The following is a 16867-nucleotide window of genomic DNA, read 5'->3' as shown; positions in this document are numbered from 1 at the left end:
ATGCCTGCCAAACGGCGGATGGCCCAGCTGGTCCTGCTCGCCATGGCGGTGCTGATCATCATGGGCGCCTACGCCAACGTGGGGCTGGCCGTCGACGGCAAGGTGCCCGCCGGCATGCTGGCCTACGGACTGGGCCTCGGCGGCCTGATGCTGGCCGCCTACCTGGTGCTGGCCAAGTTCGCGCCGTGGGCCGACCCGCTGATCCTGCCGCTGGTGACGCTGATCAACGGCCTCGGCCTGGTGATGATCTACCGGCTCGAATCGGCCGGCATGAAGGGCGCCTCCACGGCCAACCAGATCATGTGGACCGGGGTCGGCGTCGTGATGTTCTCGATCACGTTGATCGTGGTGCGCGACCATCGCATGCTGCAACGCCTGACGTACACGGCGGGCGCGGTGGGGCTGGTGCTGCTGGCGATCCCCGCGCTGCTGCCCGGCTCGCTGAGCGAGGTGCAGGGCGCGAAGATCTGGGTCCGCATCGGCGGTTTCTCCATCCAGCCGGGCGAGTTCGCCAAGCTGGCGCTGGTGGTCTTCTTCGCCGGCTATCTGGTGGCCAAACGTGACGTACTGGCGCTGGCCGGGCGGCGGTTGCTCTTCATCGACCTGCCGCGGGCCAGAGACCTCGGCCCGGTCCTCGCCACCTGGGTGCTCAGCCTGCTGGTCCTGGTCTTCGAGAAGGACCTCGGCACCTCGCTGCTGCTGTTCGGCACGTTCATCGCGATGCTCTACGTCGCCACCCAGCGCACCTCGTGGGTGCTCATCGGCATCCTGCTGTTCGTCGGCGGCGCCTTCCTCGCCGGGCAGATCTTCGACCACGTCGGCGCGCGTTTCGCCGCCTGGCTCGACCCGAGCAACCCGGTCTTCTTCGGCACGGCCCCCGTCTGCCTGGAGGACCCGCCGGGCGACCCGATGTGCAGCAAGAGCTACCAGATCATGCAGGGGCTGTTCGGGTTCGGCGCGGGCGGCATCCTCGGCACCGGGCTCGGCCAGGGGCACCCCGACCTGATCCCGCTGAGCTTCTCCGACTTCATCTTCGCCGCGACCGGCGAGGAGCTCGGGCTGACCGGCCTGATGGCGCTGCTCATGCTCTACGCCCTGCTGGTCGAACGCGGCCTGCGCACCTCGCTCGTGGCCCGCGACCCGTTCTCGAAGCTGCTGGCCGGCGGCCTGTCGTTCATCCTCGCCTGGCAGGTGTTCATCATCGTCGGCGGCGTGACGAACCTCATCCCGCTGACCGGCCTGGTCACCCCGTTCATGTCGCAGGGCGGCTCGGCCTTGCTGGCTAACTGGATCCTTATCGCGCTCCTGGTACGCATGTCAGACGCGGCGCGACGGCCCCCGCCCCAGGCGATCCAGAACGAAGGACTCACCCAGGTGTTCCAGCGATGAACAGCACTCTGAAGCGCGCGGCCGTGGCCTGTCTGGTCATGTTCGCGCTTCTGATGATCAACGTGAACATCCTCCAGGCGGTCCGGGCCGACGACTACCGCTCCAACCCGAGCAACCGCCGCAACTACTATGAGCGCTACGCCGTCGAACGCGGCCGGATCACCGCCGGCGGCAAGGTGATCGCCCAGTCGATGGAGACCGACAACAAGAACTTCAGGTTCATCAGGAAGTACACCGACGGGAAGCTCTACGCGCACGTCACGGGCTATTTCTCGCCCGAGAGCGCGAGCGCGATCGAGGGGGCCGAGAACAAGCTGCTCGACGGCTCCAGCGCCGACCTGCTGCTGCGGCGGAGCATCGACCTGTTCACGGGCGAGCCGACCAGGGGCGCGAACGTCGACCTCACGATCAACCCCAAGGCCCAGAAGGCGGCCTACGACGCGCTGCGCGCCAGCGGCAAGCGCGGCGCGCTGGTGGCGCTCGACCCGCGGACGGGCGGGATCCTGGCGATGGTGTCGCTGCCCACCTTCGACCCCGCCGAGCTGTCGGGCACCGACAAGGGCACGGTGTTCTCCCGCTACAACGAGCTGGACAAGGACAAGAACCAGCCGCTGCTCAACCGGGCCATCGCCCAGACGTACCCGCCGGGGTCGACGTTCAAGGTGGTGACGGCGGCGGCGTACCTGGAGGACGACTCCTCGCGCGGCGGCGACACCACGGTCGACGCGCCGCAGCGGCTGCCGCTGCCCAACACGAACATCAGCCTGCCCAACTACGGCGGCGCGGCCTGCGGCGCCGGCCAGGTGCAGCTCGTGTACGCGCTGGAGAAGTCCTGCAACACGCCGTTCGCCAAGATCGGCATGCAGCTGGGCTACGACAAGCTCAACGAGCAGACCGAGAAGTTCGGCATGGGCAAGCAGATCGGCGTGCCGATGTCGGTGGCCCAGAGCGACTTCGGCAGCAAGTACGACGACGCCGCGCTCGCGATGGCCTCGATCGGCCAGCGCGACAACCGGATGACGCCCCTGCAGATGGCCATGATCGCGGCCGGCATCGCCAACGACGGCAAGGTCATGAAGCCGTACCTGGTGAACAAGATCACCGACTCCAAGAACGATGTCATGGAGGAGGCCAAGCCCGAGGAGCTGACCGAGGCGGTCAGCTCCGAGACGGCGAGCAAGCTGCGCGACATGATGGTCAGCGTGGTCAACAACGGCACGGCCAACCTCGCGCAGGTGCCGGGTGTCCAGGTGGGCGGCAAGACCGGCACCGCGGAGACCGCCGACGGCGCGCCGCCGCACGCCTGGTTCATCTCCTTCGCGCCCGCCGAGAACCCGAAGGTGGCGCTGGCGGTCATCGTCGAGTCGGGCGCGGCCAACGTCGGCGCGGAGGCCACGGGCGGCCACACCGCCGCCCCGATCGCAAAGGCTGTGCTGGAGGCGGTGCTGAACAAGTGAGTGACGGTAACGTGCTGGGTCATGCGGCTCCGTAACCGCTATCTTCTGCTCTCCCGCATCGCCACGGGCGGTATGGGAGAGGTGTGGCGCGCCCGTGACGAGCTTCTGGGCCGCGAGGTCGCGGTCAAGATCCTGCGCAGTCACATGCACGCCGACCCCACGTTCCGCGAGCGCTTCCGCAACGAGGCGCGACTCACCGCCGCCCTGGCCGACCCCGGGGTGGCCCAGATCTTCGACTACGGCGAGCAGAGCGACCTGGCCTACCTGGTGATGGAACTCGTCCACGGCGAGCCGCTGTCGGCCATCCTGGGGCGCAACGGCGCTCTCGGGCCCGAGGTGGCGCTCGACGTGGTGCACCAGACCGCCAAGGCGCTGCACGCGGCCCACTCCTCCGGGATCATCCACAGGGACGTCAAGCCGGGCAACCTGCTGGTGACCCGCGAGGGCACGATCAAGGTGACCGACTTCGGCATCGCCCGCGCCCTGGAGGCCGCGCCGGTGACGCAGACCGGCACCGTCCTCGGCACGGCCCAGTACGTCAGCCCCGAGCAGGCCCAGGGTTTCCCGCTCACGCCCGCGACCGACCTCTACTCGCTCGGCGTGGTGGCCTACGAGTGCCTGGCGGGCCACACGCCGTTCCGGGCCGACAGCCAGGTGGCCATCGCGCTGCTGCACCTCAACGAGCAGCCGCCGCCGCTCGGCCCGGACGTTCCCGCCCCGGTGCGCGATCTGGTCATGTCGCTGCTGGCCAAGGAGCCGGGCATGCGTCCCTCCTCTGCGCTGGAGGCGGCCGACCGGGCGTACGTGCTGCGGCAGTCGCTGGCCGAGGGGGTCGAGCAGGGCGCCGACCTGAGCATGTTCACCGATCCCGGTGGTTTCCGGGTGCGCGAGCCGGCCACGGAGGACCAGCGGACGACCGACAGCCTCGACCCGGCGACGACGGTCCAGCACCCGCCCGGCCCGCCGGGCCGCAGCCAGGGCACCGCGCGCACGCTGGCGTTGGTCGCGACGGCCGGCTGCGTGGCCGCGGTGGGCCTGAGCGCCATCACGTTCGCCAACCGCGATGCGGCGCTGCCGCTCCCGCCGGAGATCATCGAGCCCAGCCAGACCCCGCTGGATCCCCCCGAGCTGCTCAAGCCCACGCGGACGAAGAAGCACACGCGCCGACCTCCCGCGCTTCCGGTGAAGTCGACGCGGCCGGTACCCTCGCGGTCGGCTACGGTAAGCAAGTCGGCTACTCCTACGAAGAAGCCGACGCCGAAGCCAACCCCGACCACCCGTACCCCGACTCCCACCCCCACCACCCCAACGCCAAGCAGAACACCGACAACTCCGACACCAACCGCTTCGCCGGACCCGGGTGGCACAAACCCGCCGAAGGAGGAGACGTGATGCGCTACGGGGTCGATGATGGACACCGGCGGCCCCCCGAGCAGGCCGGTACCCAAGATGAACGGTAAGGGACAGTGCAGGAAATGACTCAGCCTCGGCTACTCGGAGGTCGTTACGAGCTCGACGGTGTCGTCGGGCGCGGCGGCATGGCCGAGGTGTATCGCGCCCGAGACATCCGGCTGGACCGCATAGTCGCGATCAAGACCCTCCGCTCCGACCTTGCGCGCGATCACACCTTCCAGGCCCGCTTCCGCCGCGAGGCGCAGTCGGCGGCCTCACTGAACCACCCCGCCGTCGTCGCCGTCTACGACACCGGCGAAGACGTCACCGACGGCACCCCCGTGCCCTACATCGTGATGGAGTACGTCGACGGCAGGACGCTGCGCGACCTGCTGCGCCAGGACCGCCGGCTGCTGCCCGAACGGGCGGCCGAGCTGGTCGACGGCATCCTGCGCGCGCTCGACTACAGCCACCGCGGCGGCATCGTCCACCGTGACATCAAGCCGGCCAACGTGATGATCACGCGCGCCGGCGACGTCAAGGTGATGGACTTCGGCATCGCGCGCGCGATGGCCGACTCGGCCGCCACCATGACCCAGACGGCGCAGGTGATAGGGACCGCCCAATACCTGTCGCCCGAGCAGGCCCGCGGCGAGCGCGTCGACGCCCGCAGCGACATCTACTCCACCGGCTGCGTGCTCTACGAGCTGCTCACCGGCCAGCCGCCGTTCACCGGCGACTCCCCCGTGGCCATCGCCTACCAGCACGTCCGCGAAGAGCCGATCCCGCCCTCGCAGATCGACCGCGAGATCCCGGCGTGGGCCGACGCGATCGTGCTCAAGGCCATGGCCAAGGATCCGGCCCACCGCTACCAGAACTCGGGCGAGATGCGGGCCGACATCCAGCGGGCCATGTCCGGCATGCCGGTCGACGCCCAGACGATGGCGATGACCGGGAACTTCAACCAGGGCACCCGCATGATGACCGCCACCCAGGCGGGCCAGGGTCCGGCCACGCAGCGCACCGGCGCGATCCCGCCGTACGAGTACGGCGACGGCGACGGCGGCACCCGCGTGGGGCGGCGCAGGGCCTCCGGCGGTGGTGGCAACGGGCTCAAGACCGCGTTGTGGATCATCGTCCCGCTGCTGATCATCGGCGCCTTCGTCACGGTCGGCTACCTGGTGTTCGGCACCAAGAGCACGCCTGCCGACGCGGGGATCGTCATCCCCGCCCTGGCCACGCAGAAGCAGGATTCGGCCCAGCGCAAGCTCACCGAGCTGGAGCTGAAGTACGAGGTGGTCCAGGAGCCCAGCGACGAGTTCGACAAGGGCACGGTCATCAGGACCGAGCCCGCGGAGGGCGAGAAGGCCAACAAGGGCGACACGGTCAAGTTGTTCGTCTCCAAGGGCAAGGAGAAGGTCGCCGTTCCTGACGGCCTGATCGGCATGAGCACCGAGGACGCGATGAAGGCCCTCGACGATGCCGGGCTGCGGGGCACGATCAAGACCAAGCAGTCCTCCAAGCCCCAGGGCAAGGTCTTCGAGACCAAGCCGGCGGCCGGCACCGAGATCGAGAAGGGTGGCTCCGTCACCCTCTACGTGCCGTTCGAGCTGACCGAGCTGCCCGACGTGACCGGCTACACCAAGGAGGACGCCACCGCCACGCTCAGGGGCGCCGGCTTCAAGGTGAAGGTCTCGCCGCAGGCCAGCGACCAGGCCGAGGGCACGGTCATCCAGCAGAACCCGCCCGCCGGCCAGAAGCTGCAGCCGAACACGACGATCACGATCGTGGTGTCCACCGGCCCCGACGACACGGCCCCGCCGCCCGCCACCGAGCAGCCGACCGAACAGCCGACCGACGACCAGACGGACTTCCCGTCCGACGAGCCGACCGAGGACAACCCGATCGGCGACGACGGGCTCAACGGCTGACACAGCACGACGGGCCGCTCATCTCCCACAGGGGGATGGGCGGCCCTCGGCATGAAAGAACGCCCCCGCCGCTCGGGGGCAACGGCGGGGGCGCTCACTTGGTAGTCGCTCTGCGCGAGGCGGGTGTTACACGATTCCGCGCAGCCAATTCAGCAAGAGCCGGTGACCGTGCTCGGACAGCACCGACTCGGGGTGGAACTGGATGCCCTCGACGGGCGCCCGGCGGTGCCGCAGCCCCATGATGACCCCGTCGTCGGTACGGGCGGTCACGTCGAGGACCTCCGGGACGGTCTCCGGCAGCACGGCGAGCGAGTGGTAGCGGGTCATCATGACCGGCGACGGCAGGCCCTCGAAGACGCCCTTGCCGTCGTGCAGCACGGCGCTGGTACGGCCGTGGACCAGCTCGGGCGCGCGGGCCACGGTGGCGCCGAAGGCGACCGCGATGGCCTGGTGGCCGAGGCAGACGCCGAGCAGGGGCGTGCCGCGTTCGGCCGCGCGCAGCACCAGGGGCACGCTCACGCCGGCCGCCTCGGGTGTCCCCGGCCCAGGACTGACGAGCACGCCGTCGAAGCCGTCGGCGTCGCGCACGTCCACGACGTCGCGGGGGCGCACGTCGCAGTCGGCGCCCAGGACGCGCAGGTATTGGACGATCGTGTGGACGAAGCTGTCGTGGTTGTCCACGACCAGCACGCGGGTCATCTTCTTACGGTCACCTCGTCAAGCGTCACCGCGGGCTCCAGGAGCGGGAACACGGCATACCAGAGTACGACCCCCGCGACCACGACCAGCAGGGCGGCCGCCAGCAGCTTGGCGCGGGTGTCGCCGGGCAGCTTGCGCCAGATCCAGCCGTACATGTCATTCCTTACGCAGCTCGGTCTTCTTGAGCACGCCGTACACGATGAGGCGTTGGGCGGCGGAGTATTCGGGGTGGCAGGTGGAGAGCGTGATGTAGGCGCGGATGGGACGGATGTCGGGTTTGCCGGGCACAGGGGCCAGTACGTCCACCTCGGTGGGTTCCACGACGTCCTGTGAGGTCACACGGTAGGTGTAGCGGGCCTCGCGGGCGTCGACGACGATCTCGTCGCCGCGTTCGAGCTCGTCGAGCTCCTTGAAGGGGGCCGCGTACGTGGTCCGGTGGCCGGAGACCACGAAGTTGCCGATCTGGCCGGGCATGGCGCTGTCGGGGTAGTGTCCCGGGCCCTTCTTCAGGTGCTCGGCGTCCACGCCCTCGACGATGGCGTAGTGGTAGTCGCGGCCGAGTCTGGGGATGCTCAGCAGGGCGACGGCCTTGCCCAGCTCGATCCTGTCGACACGGCCGCGGTCGCGCTCCGCCTTGTCGGCGGCCAGCTCGCGCTGGAGCAGCAGTTGCTGGCTCTTGGTGTAGGCGCCGGTGCCCCAGAGCAGGTACGCGCAGAACAACATGAGGACCAGGCCTGCGGTGATGCTCAGCTCCCCCACAGCCCGGAGAGTGGACCGCATGTCGTCAGCGTATTCATGACATCTCCCGACGTGGGGGATCGCCATGTCGTGCGCGTGGCGACTATCCTGGGGCACGCTTCAACTACGCTTAACGAAGAGCCTGTGGACGATCCGGAAGCCCAGGCCCTCAGCAGGAGTTACCCAGTGCCCAAGTCCAAGGCTCGCAAGAAGGCGGTTTACACGCCGCCGCAGAAGTCCCAGCAGGTCAAGGTCAGCCCGCGCTGGCTGGCGCCCACCATGGTGGTGTCCTGGATCATCGGCATCCTGTGGATCGCGATTTACTACGTCGCTCCGCAGGCGCCCTTCTTCAGCGACCTCCAGAACTGGAACCTGCTGATCGGGTTTGTTTTCATCATCTTCGGTGTGGTTCTTTCCACCCGCTGGCGTTAGTTTTTTCCACAGTCTTTTCCACAGCCTGGGGAAGTCAGATGGCGCTCAGGATCGCCGAGGTCCGAGCCATCACGAGCACGGCTAGCACGGCCAGCGCTCCCGCGACCGCCAGCACCTGCCACAGGGTCCTGTTGTTCTTGGGGGCGTAGGCCAGCGCTCCCGCCAGCAGCGAGCCGGTGATCAGGCCGCCGATGTGCCCGGTCCAGCTGATGCCGGGGAACACGAAGGTGATCACCAGGTTGATCACGATGAGCATGGCGATGCCGCGTACGTCCATGTTGAGCTTGCGGCCCACCACGAAGACGGCGCCGAACAGGCCGAAGATGGCTCCGGACGCGCCCACCGTCGGCTGGCCGAGCGGGTCGAGCCACAGGCTGAGCGTGCTGCCGCCGACCGCGCTGACGAGGTAGATGGCCGCGAAGCGCACGTGGCCGAAGGCGCGTTCGAGGTAGGGGCCGATGACGTAGAGGGCCCAGCAGTTGAACAGGATGTGGAAGACGCCGGCGTGCACGAACGCCGAGCTGACCAGCCGGTAGTAGTCGCCGAAGACCGCCACTCCGGCCGGCCACATCTGCAGGGCGCCGGTGACGGAGGGCGCGAGGTATTGGGCGCCGAAGACCAGGACGTTGAGGGCCAGGATCGCCCACGTCACGTAGGGCGTGCTGACGACGGCGCCGCCGAAGGTGGAGCGGGCCTGACGGAAGCCCTGGTTGCCCTGTGCGACGCATTCGGGGCACTGGAAGCCCACGGCGGCGTCGCGCATGCAGTCGGGGCAGATGGGACGGTCACAACGCTGGCAGCGGACCCAGGTCTCCCTGCCGGGATGCCGGTAGCACGTGGGGACCGCCTCGGCGGGCTGCTCGGGCTGCGAGGGCGGGCTGGGCGGCTGGCTGGTCATGCCCAGAGCCTATGACGTACCGGACACCGCCGCGTGCCGTCGATCAGGGGCTTGAGGGCCCCAGGGGGCGGGACCCGAGGGTGGCCCGCCCCGACCGGGATCCGCTCAGCCCTGTACGCGGTCGATGGTGACCGACTCCAGGACGACGTCCTCGACCGGCCTGTCACGCCGGTCCGTCTGGGTCTTGGCGATGGCGTCGATGATCTCCTGGCCCTCGACGACCTCACCGAAGATCGTGTGCTTGCCGTTGAGGTGCGGCGTGGGCACGACCGTGATGAAGAACTGCGAGCCGTTGGTGCCCTTGCCGAACCGGACGCCCGCGTTGGCCATGGCCAGCAGGTAGGGCCGGTTGAAGTAGAGGTCCGGGTGGATCTCGTCGTCGAACTCGTAGCCGGGGCCGCCGATGCCCTGACCGAGCGGGTCGCCGCCCTGGATCATGAAGCCGGAGATGACCCGGTGGAAGATGGTGCCGTCGTAGTAACGGTCGGTGCTCTTCGCACCCGTTTCCGGATGCGTCCACTCACGGGTGCCTTCGGCGAGCTCGACGAAGTTCCGTACGGTTTTCGGCGCCTGGTTCGGGAAGAGTTCCACCTTGATAGCGCCGCGATTGGTCTTCAGATTAGCGATCAGCTTCTCAGCCACGAGACAGCTGCCCCCCTCTATGTACAGGGTTGTTTTGTGATGTTTTGAGGACAATGGCCGTTCGGCCTCCGGAGCCATCCTCCCACGGACCGCCATGATTGAGCCGCCTTGTCCAGGGAAGGTCAGGCTCGGGGCCCCAACGACAGGGGAGGTTGTCGTGTCCCTGACACTGAGAAGACGCCGCGTGACAATAGAGGTACCTGTCACGTGGATGGGCCGAATGAAGGCCCAGGCCGTCAAGACCGGCCATCGTATGGCGCCAATGGCGGACCAGGCCAAGGTGGCCACCGCCCAGCGCATCGAAGACGCCCGCTATTGGGCGGCGCCGCGGCTCGACGCCGCTGCGCACGGGTTCGAGGATCAGGTCGCCCCCAAGGTCAGCAGGATGCTGTCCTCGGCGGCCAGGAGAATCGACCCGAAACCGTCACGGTCACGGCAGTGGCCGATGATGCTGTTGCTGACCGGTCTTGCGGTCGGCGCGATCGGCTACATGGCCTATCGCCGCAACGCCCAGCAGTGGACCGAGCACATGAAGGACTCTGCCTCCGATGCATCACGCTGGGTCAGCGAGAAGGCGGACAGGACCGCACAGTCGGCGGACCGCATGGCGGGCAACGTACAGAACAAGTCGGACCAGTCATCCCGCAACATGCCCTGATCCGGCCGGGAAGCGCGCCCTCGCGGAAGCGGGGGCGCGCTTCGCGTTCCCGGCCGGACATTGACGGCTTACCAAGCGCTTGCTACAAACCCGAGCATGGCGCTGTCACCGCTCGACGATCACCCCGTGCACCAGGCCGCCCAGGTCATGCGGCACGTCGCCACCTCCGACCGCAACTTCTACGACCGCTACTACTTCAACTGCCACCCCGGCACCGACGAGCTCATGCTGATCGTCGGCCTCGGCCAGTACCCCAACCTCGGCGTCACCGACGCCTTCGCCTGCGTACGCCACGGCGACCTGCACCGCGTCGTACGGGCCTCCCGCGAGCTGGGCGCCGACCGGATGAACACCGAGATCGGCCCGTTCCGCGTCGAGGTGGTCGAAGGGCTCAAGCGGCTCCGCGTGATCCTGGAGCCGAACGAGCATGGCCTGTCCTTCGAGCTCGACTGGGAGGGCACGATCCCGGCGACCCTCGAACCCCGTCACTTCCTGCGCTCGCAGGAGCGCGTCCTGTTCGACTCGGTACGGCTGGCCCAGACCGGCCGCTGGTCGGGCAGCATCACGGTCGGCGACCAGGTGTTCCCGGTCACCCCCGACCGCTGGCTCGGCACCAGAGATCGTTCGTGGGGCATCCGCCCGGTCGGCGAGCCCGAGCCGCCCGGCATCCAGGCCAACAACCCCGGGACGTTCTACTGGCTGTACGCGCCGATGAGGTTCGACGACCACGCCATCCTGTGCATCGTCCAGGAGGACGACCGGGGGCGGCGCCTGCTGGAGGAGGCCGTCCGCGTCTGGTCGGACGGGCGGGCGGAGGAATGGCTCGGCCGGCCCGACTATCGCCCGGTCTACGCCCCGGGCACCCGTGACGTCGTGGAGGCCGTGATCGGGTTCTCGCCGCCGGGCGGCAAGCCGTTCGAGGTGCGCTGCACGCCGCTGCTGCCGGTCCATCTGATGGTCGGCACCGGGTACGGGCTGGAGCCGGACTGGAAGCACGGCATGTACCAGGGCCCGGGGCCGGTCGTGCAGGGGGTGACGTACCGGCTGCCCGACGACGCCGCCAGGATGTGGGGCCTGGTGGACGCCGTCGGCCGCTTCGAGTACGACGGGCTCGTCGGCCACGGCCTGTACGAGTACTGGGCGCTCGGCCCCCACCCGTCGTTCCCCGCGTAGTCCTACTCTGCGGACTACTCCGCGGGCTTCTCCGCCACGCAGACGATGTTGACGACCTTGCCGAGGTCCTCGATCTTCGTGGCGTTCGGCGGCAGCTCGGTCGCGGGCTGCGCGGGAACCACCTGAAGGGCCTCGCCCTGCTGGAGGGCCGCGTCCGGGGTCGTGGGCGCGGGCTCGCCGTCGGGGACGGTCGTGGCCGGCGTCGTGAGCGCGGCCTCGGTGGAGGGGGCGATCTCGACCGTCCGGCTCGGCTCGCCCTTGAGGGCCGGCACCCCGCCGTCCAGGTCCACCCGCTCGCCCGGAGCGAGGAACACCCGCACGCTCACGCTCTCGGCGAGCTTGACCTCCTTGCCGTCCGGCGTCTTGCAGGTCGCCGCGGTCGTGACGGCGACGGCGTCGGTGGCGCCATCGGGAGCAGGGGTTCCGTCGGCCATGGCGGAGCCGCCGAGGCCCGCGAGTGCGAGCACCGCCACCGTGCCGAGGACCGCGAGACGTCGTTTGAACATGCATTCTCCTCAGTGGAATCTCTTCGACGCCCCGATCGTGCGCGCCCGTACCTGAAGCGACCCTGAACGCGCCCTAAATGATCTTCAGGTTGGCTTTAGGTTCGCTCAGGCACTCTGGACGTCGTGCGAGTGTTGCTGGTGGAGGACGAGGAGCGGCTGGCCGACCTGATCAAGGGCGGCCTGGCGGGCGAGGGCTTCGCCGTGGACGTGGCCCATGACGGGCGCGACGGCCTGTGGATGGCGACCGAGAACAGCTACGACGTGATCGTCCTGGACGTGATGTTGCCCAGAATGAACGGCTACACGGTCTGCTCCCGGCTGCGCGAGGCCGGCGACTGGACGCCGATCATGATGCTCACCGCCAAGGACGGCGTCTACGACGAGGCCGAGTCGCTCGACAACGGCGCCGACGACTACCTGGCCAAGCCGTTCTCGTACGTGGTGCTGCTGGCCAGGCTGCGTGCCCTGGTCCGGCGCGGCGGGACCGAGCGGCCGGTGTCGATCACGGTCGGCGACCTGGTGATCGACCCGGCGGGGCTGCGCTGCCGCAGGGGCGAGGTCGGGATCGGGCTGACGCCGAAGGAGTTCGCGGTGCTGCACGCGCTCGCCCGCCGGGCCGGGGAGGTGGTCTCCAAGGGCGAGCTGCTGGCCCAGGCATGGGACTTCTCCTACGACGGCGACCCGAACATCGTCGAGGTCTACATCAGCGCCCTGCGCCGGAAGATCGACCTGCCGTTCGGCAGGACGACGCTGGTGACCGTCCGGGGGGCGGGCTACCGGTTGGAGGGGGCATGAGGGCGCTGCCGGCCGGGTTGTCGTCGGTGCGGCTGCGGGCCACGCTCGCGGCGACGCTGGTGGTGGCCCTGGCGCTCGGCGTCGCCGTCCTGGTGCTGGTCGTGGCGTTGCGCGGCACGCTGGAGGGCAACGCGGGCGCGGAGGCGGCCAGGCGCGCCGAGGCCGCGGCGCCGTACGCGGAGACGGTGCGGGTCGTGGAGGCGGCGCCCAAGGGGACCGTGCCGAGCGAGAAGTCCACGAGCGCGGCCCGCCTCACCGAGGCGGCCACGGTCAAGCTGGACGACCTGTCCGTGGTCCGGCTCGGCGACCCCGACCTCGTGCTGGCCACCCGTGCCACCGATTCGACCGCCCTGTGGGCGCGGCCGGCGGACTACGCCGTCGCCGGCCTTCAGGTGACCACGCCGACCGGCCCGGCCACGCTCTGGTCGCGGGTCTCGCTGGACGGTGTGGAGCAGGCCGTACGGGCCCTGTACGGTCTCCTGCTGCCCGGTGTGCCCGCCTTGCTCCTTGTGGTGGCTGGAATGACCTGGTTCTCCGTGGGCCGCGCGCTGGCCCCCGTGGCCGCGATCAGGGCCAAGGTGGCCGACATCACGGCCCGCGACCTGCACCAGCGGGTCCCCGTACCGGGCTCGAAGGACGAGATCGCGGCGCTGGCCGTCACCGTGAACGGCACCCTCGACCGTCTGGAGACGGCCGTGGGCCGGCACAAGCGGTTCGTCGCCGACGCCGCGCACGAGCTGCGCAGCCCCATCGCCACCCTGCGCGCCCGGCTGGAGCTGGCCGAGCAGAGCGAGCTCACCCGCGAGGCGCTGGCCGACGTCGAACGCCTGCAGTCGCTGGCCGCCGACCTGCTCATGCTGGCCAAGCTGGACGCCGGCGAGCCGCTGCGCACCGACGAGCTCGACCTCGGCCAGGTGGCGGCCGAGGAGTCCCTGCGCGCCAGGCGGCGGCCCGACGTGCGGGTGGAGCTGGACATCGAGCCCGACGTGGTGATGAACGGCTCGCGCGCCCACCTCGACCGGCTGGTGACCAACCTGGCCGACAACGCGGTACGGCACGCCGCCTCGACCGTGTGCGTACGGGTGCGCGCCGAGGAGGGCGAAGCCGTGCTCGAAGTGCGGGACGACGGCCCCGGGATCCCGCCGGAGCAGCGTGAGGCCGTCTTCGGCCGCTTCACCAGGCTGGACGAGGCCAGGGCGAGGGACGCCGGCGGCGCGGGGCTCGGCCTGCCCATCGCCAGGGACATCGCCCACCTGCACGACGGGACGCTCACGTACACGGAGGCCGGTTTCGTGGCCAGATTTCCCCTGCGGATCACCTGAACCGCGGGCCACCCTCGCACGTGTGGATGGTTGAAGGAGGCAACCATGCTCACACGCCGTGCATTGATCACCCGAGGTGGCGCCGCAGGGGCGGCCGTGCTCTTCCTCTGGCCGAAGGCAGCCGAGGCGGAGACGGAGGCGGCCGGTCCCCTACTGGCCAGTACGAAGAGCATTCCCGTAGGCGGCGGCCGGATCGTCAAGGGCAAGTACGTGATCACCCAGCCGAAGAAGGGCGTCTACCGGTGTTTCAGCGCCAAGTGCACCCACCAGGGCTGCACTGTGGCGAGCGTGAGCCGTGGCACGATCAACTGCCCGTGCCACGGCAGCAGGTTCAGCGCCTCGACCGGCGCCGTGGTGAACGGCCCCGCCAAGCTGCCGCTCGCCCGCAAAAAGATCAAGGTGACGAAGGGGACGATCAGCCTGGCGTGACCGGCAGGACGTAGTTCGTGCTGCGCTGGAGGATCTCGAAGCCGGAGCGGGCGTAGACGCTGACGGCTCCTGTGGGGTTGTCGGCGTCGACACCCAGCCCGGTGGTGTCGAACCCCTGGGCCCGGAAGGCGGCGAGGGCGTGCGCGATCAGCGCGCTCGCCACGCCCTTGCCGCGCCACTCCCTGAGCGTGCCGATGATCTGGATCCAGGCGCGGCGTTCGCCCGACTGCTCGTTGTAGCCCTCGAAGGTGTGGGTGATGAGCACGCCCACCGCCCGGTCCTCGTACAGGGCCAGGTACGACGAGCCGGGCAGGAAGTTGCGGGAGCCGACGATGTAGTCCCGCCAGCTCTCGGGCGTGTGCGGGACGCTGCCCCAGTGGTCGAGGAACGACTCGTTGCGTACGTTGCGGGCGCCTTCGTCCAGGTCGGGCGACCAGGGCACGATGGACACGCCGGGAGGCGGCGTGAAGGCCGGCAGGTCGCCCGACAGCGGGCGGCCCATCTCGGCGAACCAGCGGCCGGCGGTGAACCCCGTCCCCTCGGCCAGCGCCTTGAGGCCCTGGTTGCTGTCGGGGGCGTTCAGATGGATCTCCAGCGGGACGCCGGGGAACACCTTCTCGCTCAGCGGCGGCGCCGTGGCGAGGCTCCAGTCGATGAGCCGGCGGCCGAGCCCGCGCCTGCGGTGGGCCGGGTGCACGCCGCCCCACAACCGCATGACATGGGACTCGGTGGCCGACTGCCGGACCGGCAGGTAGCCGAAGGCGACGATCCGGCCGCCCTCCCTGGCCGCGAGCGTGCCCGCGGCCAGGTCGATCAGGTGGTGGCCGAGCTGCTCCCTGACGTCGTCGAGGTCGTGCACCTCGCCGGTGTGGTCCTCGGCCTCGATCGCGGCCAGGAGGTCGGTGAGCGCCTCCGCGTCGTCAGGGGTCAGCGGTTCCCACGCCAGGCTCATGGCCAGCAGCCTAGGCCAGCCTGGCGAAACACCCCAATTCTTTTCCTATGGCGGCGATCCGCTCGGCGAACGCCTCCCGCGTCCGCCGCCCGAACCCGATGAAGAGCCGGTTGGCCAGGGCCACGCCCCAGCGTCCCCACTCGGCCACGTCGTAGACGCGGTGCTCCACGCGGGAGCCCTCGGGGTGCGGGAGCACGGTCCATTCGCCCCGGTACCACCAGCCGCCCTGGTAGGCGACGGTGTGCCCGCTCTTCTCGACGGTCATCGGATGGCCGGGCGGCGAGCCCACGAGGGCCTGCCACACCTGCTCGACCGGGGCGCCGACCACCCCGGCCACCTCGGTGATCAGCCGCTTCCTCACGGCTTGCTCACCCGGCTGTTCTGGAAGGAGGCGAACCGCCAGCCTTCCGGCGTGCGCAGCGCGGTCAGCGAGATGACGGACGTCCTGCTCGGGTCGGGCACGCCGTCGACCGACGACGTGCCGCCCGCGATCACCAGCGCGACGTCGTCGGTCAGCGGCCTGACGATCGGCTCGGGGCCGCCCTCCGCCAGCTTGACGGAGGTCCTGAACAGCGCGCGGTGGGTCTCCTCGATGGCCTGCCTGCCCTTCAGGTGCAGGCCGAAGAACGTGATGTAGTCGGCGTCTTCGGTGAACAGACCGGCGTAGCCGGCGGAGTCGCCGGCGTTCCAGGTCTGCGTCATCCGCTCCAGCAGACGCGTGATCTCCTCGGACATGGCACAGCTCCCTTCGTCGCGGCGCCTATCCTTGGGAGTTACGGGTCCGGGCAGGGCAGGCGCCGTGTTCGGATGTCCGGCCGCCGGGGTGTTGGCGCATCCCGGCGGCCCTTCTCTCACCTCTCGGCCGTGCTGGTCCAGGTCAGTTCGCCCTGGTCGAGCCGGTCGAGAAGCTTCCTGATCCAGGCGAGCTCGGCGGTGTGCAACGCCTGCTCGCACTCGACCTCCAGCATGAGGATCTCGGGCAGGCCGCTGTCGTTCATGGCCTTGATGTGACCCTCCATCCCGGCGAGCACCCCTTCGAGGGTGGCGGCGCGGGCGCGTAGCGCGCGCTGCGCCTCGGGCAGCGGCAGGCAGCCGATCAGCGAGATGGCGGCCACGAAGACGCGCCGGTCGGGATCGGGCTGCTCCAGCAGCCGCCGGAGCCGGGTGACCAGCTCCTCGCGGCCCTCGTCGGTGATCTCGTAGACCGTGCGCTCGGGCCGGCGGCCCTCGCGGTCGGTCTTGGCGGGGACGATCAGCTCGTCCGCGGCCAGCCGCTCGACCGCGTGGTAGAGGCTGCGCGGCAGGCCGGTGATGTAGTCCTTGTGCGTGTCGATGATGAAGCGGTGGAGCTCGTAGGGGTGGCTCGGGTGCACCGTGAGCAGGGCGAGCACGGTCAGGTCGACCAGCCCCTTGCGTTGCGCCATGTTGCCACCCTCCATATTGCAACTTGCAAT

At 69.6% G+C, this 16867-nt stretch carries 20 protein-coding genes; 10 read left to right on the top strand and 10 right to left on the bottom strand.

What is annotated here, in order from left to right:
- The first annotated feature begins 18 nt into the window (after nt 1-18).
- From DMB42_RS33730 to pknB, 4 genes are all read left to right on the top strand, one after another.
- Complete coding sequence (locus tag DMB42_RS33730; RefSeq protein ID WP_260478101.1) at nt 19-1389, top strand: FtsW/RodA/SpoVE family cell cycle protein; 1371 nt, start codon at nt 19-21, stop codon at nt 1387-1389.
- On the top strand, nt 1386-2846 hold the full coding sequence (locus DMB42_RS33725; RefSeq protein WP_125640985.1) for a penicillin-binding protein 2: 1461 nt from the start codon (nt 1386-1388) through the stop codon (nt 2844-2846). Before DMB42_RS33730 ends, DMB42_RS33725 begins: the two co-directional genes overlap by 4 nt.
- A 21-nt stretch (nt 2847-2867) precedes the next feature.
- Nucleotides 2868-4238: a serine/threonine-protein kinase gene (locus DMB42_RS33720; RefSeq protein WP_125640982.1), complete on the top strand. Its 1371-nt coding sequence runs from the start codon at nt 2868-2870 to the stop codon at nt 4236-4238.
- An 83-nt stretch (nt 4239-4321) separates the two neighbouring features.
- Entirely contained in the window at nt 4322-6169 is a 1848-nt protein-coding gene (pknB, locus tag DMB42_RS33715) for a Stk1 family PASTA domain-containing Ser/Thr kinase (protein WP_125640979.1), read from the top strand.
- Between the two features lie 126 nt (nt 6170-6295).
- Here pknB and DMB42_RS33710 read toward each other — a convergent pair whose 3' ends face one another.
- The 3 genes from DMB42_RS33710 to DMB42_RS33705 are packed head-to-tail and all read right to left on the bottom strand — an operon-like array spanning nt 6296 to nt 7648.
- Nucleotides 6296-6868 (bottom strand): aminodeoxychorismate/anthranilate synthase component II, encoded by a 573-nt coding sequence (locus tag DMB42_RS33710; RefSeq protein WP_125640976.1) that lies wholly within the window; start codon nt 6866-6868, stop codon nt 6296-6298.
- On the bottom strand, nt 6865-7023 hold the full coding sequence (locus DMB42_RS53545) for a hypothetical protein (RefSeq protein WP_185844994.1): 159 nt from the start codon (nt 7021-7023) through the stop codon (nt 6865-6867). The genes DMB42_RS33710 and DMB42_RS53545 overlap by 4 nt, the downstream gene beginning before the upstream one ends.
- A gap of 1 nt (nt 7024) precedes the next feature.
- Nucleotides 7025-7648 carry a class E sortase gene (locus DMB42_RS33705; protein ID WP_125640974.1) on the bottom strand — a complete coding sequence of 208 codons (624 nt, stop codon included), beginning with the start codon at nt 7646-7648 and terminating at the stop codon, nt 7025-7027.
- Between the two features lie 144 nt (nt 7649-7792).
- Here DMB42_RS33705 and DMB42_RS33700 point away from each other — a divergent pair, with 144 nt between their 5' ends.
- On the top strand, nt 7793-8038 hold the full coding sequence (locus DMB42_RS33700) for a cell division protein CrgA (protein WP_125640971.1): 246 nt from the start codon (nt 7793-7795) through the stop codon (nt 8036-8038).
- Nucleotides 8039-8072: 34 nt separating this feature from the next.
- Here DMB42_RS33700 and DMB42_RS33695 read toward each other — a convergent pair whose 3' ends face one another.
- Together DMB42_RS33695 and DMB42_RS33690 are read right to left on the bottom strand one after the other, a co-directional pair.
- Complete coding sequence (locus DMB42_RS33695) at nt 8073-8936, bottom strand: rhomboid family intramembrane serine protease (protein ID WP_125640968.1); 864 nt, start codon at nt 8934-8936, stop codon at nt 8073-8075.
- A 105-nt stretch (nt 8937-9041) separates the two neighbouring features.
- Nucleotides 9042-9566, bottom strand: a complete 525-nt coding sequence (locus DMB42_RS33690; RefSeq protein WP_221762481.1) for a peptidylprolyl isomerase — start codon at nt 9564-9566, stop codon at nt 9042-9044.
- 232 nt (nt 9567-9798) lie between these two features.
- Here DMB42_RS33690 and DMB42_RS33685 point away from each other — a divergent pair, with 232 nt between their 5' ends.
- Both DMB42_RS33685 and DMB42_RS33680 read left to right on the top strand, forming a co-directional pair.
- Entirely contained in the window at nt 9799-10236 is a 438-nt protein-coding gene (locus tag DMB42_RS33685) for a hypothetical protein (protein WP_125640962.1), read from the top strand.
- 96 nt (nt 10237-10332) lie between these two features.
- A complete protein-coding gene (locus DMB42_RS33680) occupies nt 10333-11409 on the top strand; it encodes a hypothetical protein (protein WP_125640959.1) in 1077 nt (358 codons plus the stop codon).
- 14 nt (nt 11410-11423) lie between these two features.
- Here DMB42_RS33680 and DMB42_RS33675 read toward each other — a convergent pair whose 3' ends face one another.
- Nucleotides 11424-11915: a hypothetical protein gene (locus DMB42_RS33675; RefSeq protein WP_125640957.1), complete on the bottom strand. Its 492-nt coding sequence runs from the start codon at nt 11913-11915 to the stop codon at nt 11424-11426.
- A 123-nt stretch (nt 11916-12038) separates the two neighbouring features.
- Between DMB42_RS33675 and DMB42_RS33670 the strand changes: the two genes are divergently transcribed.
- From DMB42_RS33670 to DMB42_RS33660, 3 genes are read left to right on the top strand one after another with little or no spacing between them, the layout of a single operon-like run.
- Complete coding sequence (locus DMB42_RS33670; protein ID WP_125640954.1) at nt 12039-12710, top strand: response regulator transcription factor; 672 nt, start codon at nt 12039-12041, stop codon at nt 12708-12710.
- Nucleotides 12707-14032 (top strand): cell wall metabolism sensor histidine kinase WalK, encoded by a 1326-nt coding sequence (locus DMB42_RS33665; protein WP_221762474.1) that lies wholly within the window; start codon nt 12707-12709, stop codon nt 14030-14032. Before DMB42_RS33670 ends, DMB42_RS33665 begins: the two co-directional genes overlap by 4 nt.
- A gap of 45 nt (nt 14033-14077) precedes the next feature.
- Nucleotides 14078-14461 carry a Rieske (2Fe-2S) protein gene (locus tag DMB42_RS33660; protein ID WP_125640952.1) on the top strand — a complete coding sequence of 128 codons (384 nt, stop codon included), beginning with the start codon at nt 14078-14080 and terminating at the stop codon, nt 14459-14461.
- On the opposite strand, the gene DMB42_RS33655 is transcribed toward DMB42_RS33660, so the two are convergent.
- The 4 genes from DMB42_RS33655 to DMB42_RS33640 all read right to left on the bottom strand — a co-directional run bounded on the left by DMB42_RS33655 (nt 14448) and on the right by DMB42_RS33640 (nt 16837).
- Nucleotides 14448-15413 (bottom strand): GNAT family N-acetyltransferase, encoded by a 966-nt coding sequence (locus tag DMB42_RS33655; protein WP_125640950.1) that lies wholly within the window; start codon nt 15411-15413, stop codon nt 14448-14450. The two genes, DMB42_RS33660 and DMB42_RS33655, sit on opposite strands and share 14 nt — an antisense overlap.
- Nucleotides 15414-15423: 10 nt before the next feature.
- Complete coding sequence (locus DMB42_RS33650) at nt 15424-15774, bottom strand: hypothetical protein (protein WP_125640948.1); 351 nt, start codon at nt 15772-15774, stop codon at nt 15424-15426.
- Nucleotides 15771-16148: an SgcJ/EcaC family oxidoreductase gene (locus DMB42_RS33645; RefSeq protein WP_125640946.1), complete on the bottom strand. Its 378-nt coding sequence runs from the start codon at nt 16146-16148 to the stop codon at nt 15771-15773. Before DMB42_RS33645 ends, DMB42_RS33650 begins: the two co-directional genes overlap by 4 nt.
- Before the next feature lie 116 nt (nt 16149-16264).
- Complete coding sequence (locus tag DMB42_RS33640) at nt 16265-16837, bottom strand: PadR family transcriptional regulator (RefSeq protein WP_125640944.1); 573 nt, start codon at nt 16835-16837, stop codon at nt 16265-16267.
- Nucleotides 16838-16867 lie beyond the last annotated feature (30 nt).

Origin of the sequence: Nonomuraea sp. WAC 01424 (assembly GCF_003947315.1) — a bacterium.
Taxonomy (GTDB): domain Bacteria; phylum Actinomycetota; class Actinomycetes; order Streptosporangiales; family Streptosporangiaceae; genus Nonomuraea; species Nonomuraea spiralis.
The sequence above is the reverse complement of the archived record's forward strand: the minus strand, read 5'-3'. Positions and strand labels throughout refer to the sequence as shown.

Bases quoted from the DNA above. Each gene is read 5' to 3' on its own strand.
- DMB42_RS33730 (WP_260478101.1), top strand. From the start codon at position 19: ATGGCCCAGCTGGTCCTGCTCGCCATGGCGGTGCTGATCATCATGGGC.
- DMB42_RS33725 (WP_125640985.1), top strand. From the start codon at position 1,386: ATGAACAGCACTCTGAAGCGCGCGGCCGTGGCCTGTCTGGTCATGTTC.
- DMB42_RS33720 (WP_125640982.1), top strand. From the start codon at position 2,868: ATGCGGCTCCGTAACCGCTATCTTCTGCTCTCCCGCATCGCCACGGGC.
- pknB (WP_125640979.1), top strand. From the start codon at position 4,322: ATGACTCAGCCTCGGCTACTCGGAGGTCGTTACGAGCTCGACGGTGTC.
- DMB42_RS33710 (WP_125640976.1), bottom strand. From the start codon at position 6,868: ATGACCCGCGTGCTGGTCGTGGACAACCACGACAGCTTCGTCCACACG.
- DMB42_RS53545 (WP_185844994.1), bottom strand. From the start codon at position 7,023: ATGTACGGCTGGATCTGGCGCAAGCTGCCCGGCGACACCCGCGCCAAG.
- DMB42_RS33705 (WP_125640974.1), bottom strand. From the start codon at position 7,648: ATGCGGTCCACTCTCCGGGCTGTGGGGGAGCTGAGCATCACCGCAGGC.
- DMB42_RS33695 (WP_125640968.1), bottom strand. From the start codon at position 8,936: ATGACCAGCCAGCCGCCCAGCCCGCCCTCGCAGCCCGAGCAGCCCGCC.
- DMB42_RS33685 (WP_125640962.1), top strand. From the start codon at position 9,799: ATGAAGGCCCAGGCCGTCAAGACCGGCCATCGTATGGCGCCAATGGCG.
- DMB42_RS33680 (WP_125640959.1), top strand. From the start codon at position 10,333: ATGGCGCTGTCACCGCTCGACGATCACCCCGTGCACCAGGCCGCCCAG.
- DMB42_RS33675 (WP_125640957.1), bottom strand. From the start codon at position 11,915: ATGTTCAAACGACGTCTCGCGGTCCTCGGCACGGTGGCGGTGCTCGCA.
- DMB42_RS33665 (WP_221762474.1), top strand. From the start codon at position 12,707: ATGAGGGCGCTGCCGGCCGGGTTGTCGTCGGTGCGGCTGCGGGCCACG.
- DMB42_RS33660 (WP_125640952.1), top strand. From the start codon at position 14,078: ATGCTCACACGCCGTGCATTGATCACCCGAGGTGGCGCCGCAGGGGCG.
- DMB42_RS33655 (WP_125640950.1), bottom strand. From the start codon at position 15,413: ATGAGCCTGGCGTGGGAACCGCTGACCCCTGACGACGCGGAGGCGCTC.
- DMB42_RS33645 (WP_125640946.1), bottom strand. From the start codon at position 16,148: ATGTCCGAGGAGATCACGCGTCTGCTGGAGCGGATGACGCAGACCTGG.
- DMB42_RS33640 (WP_125640944.1), bottom strand. From the start codon at position 16,837: ATGGCGCAACGCAAGGGGCTGGTCGACCTGACCGTGCTCGCCCTGCTC.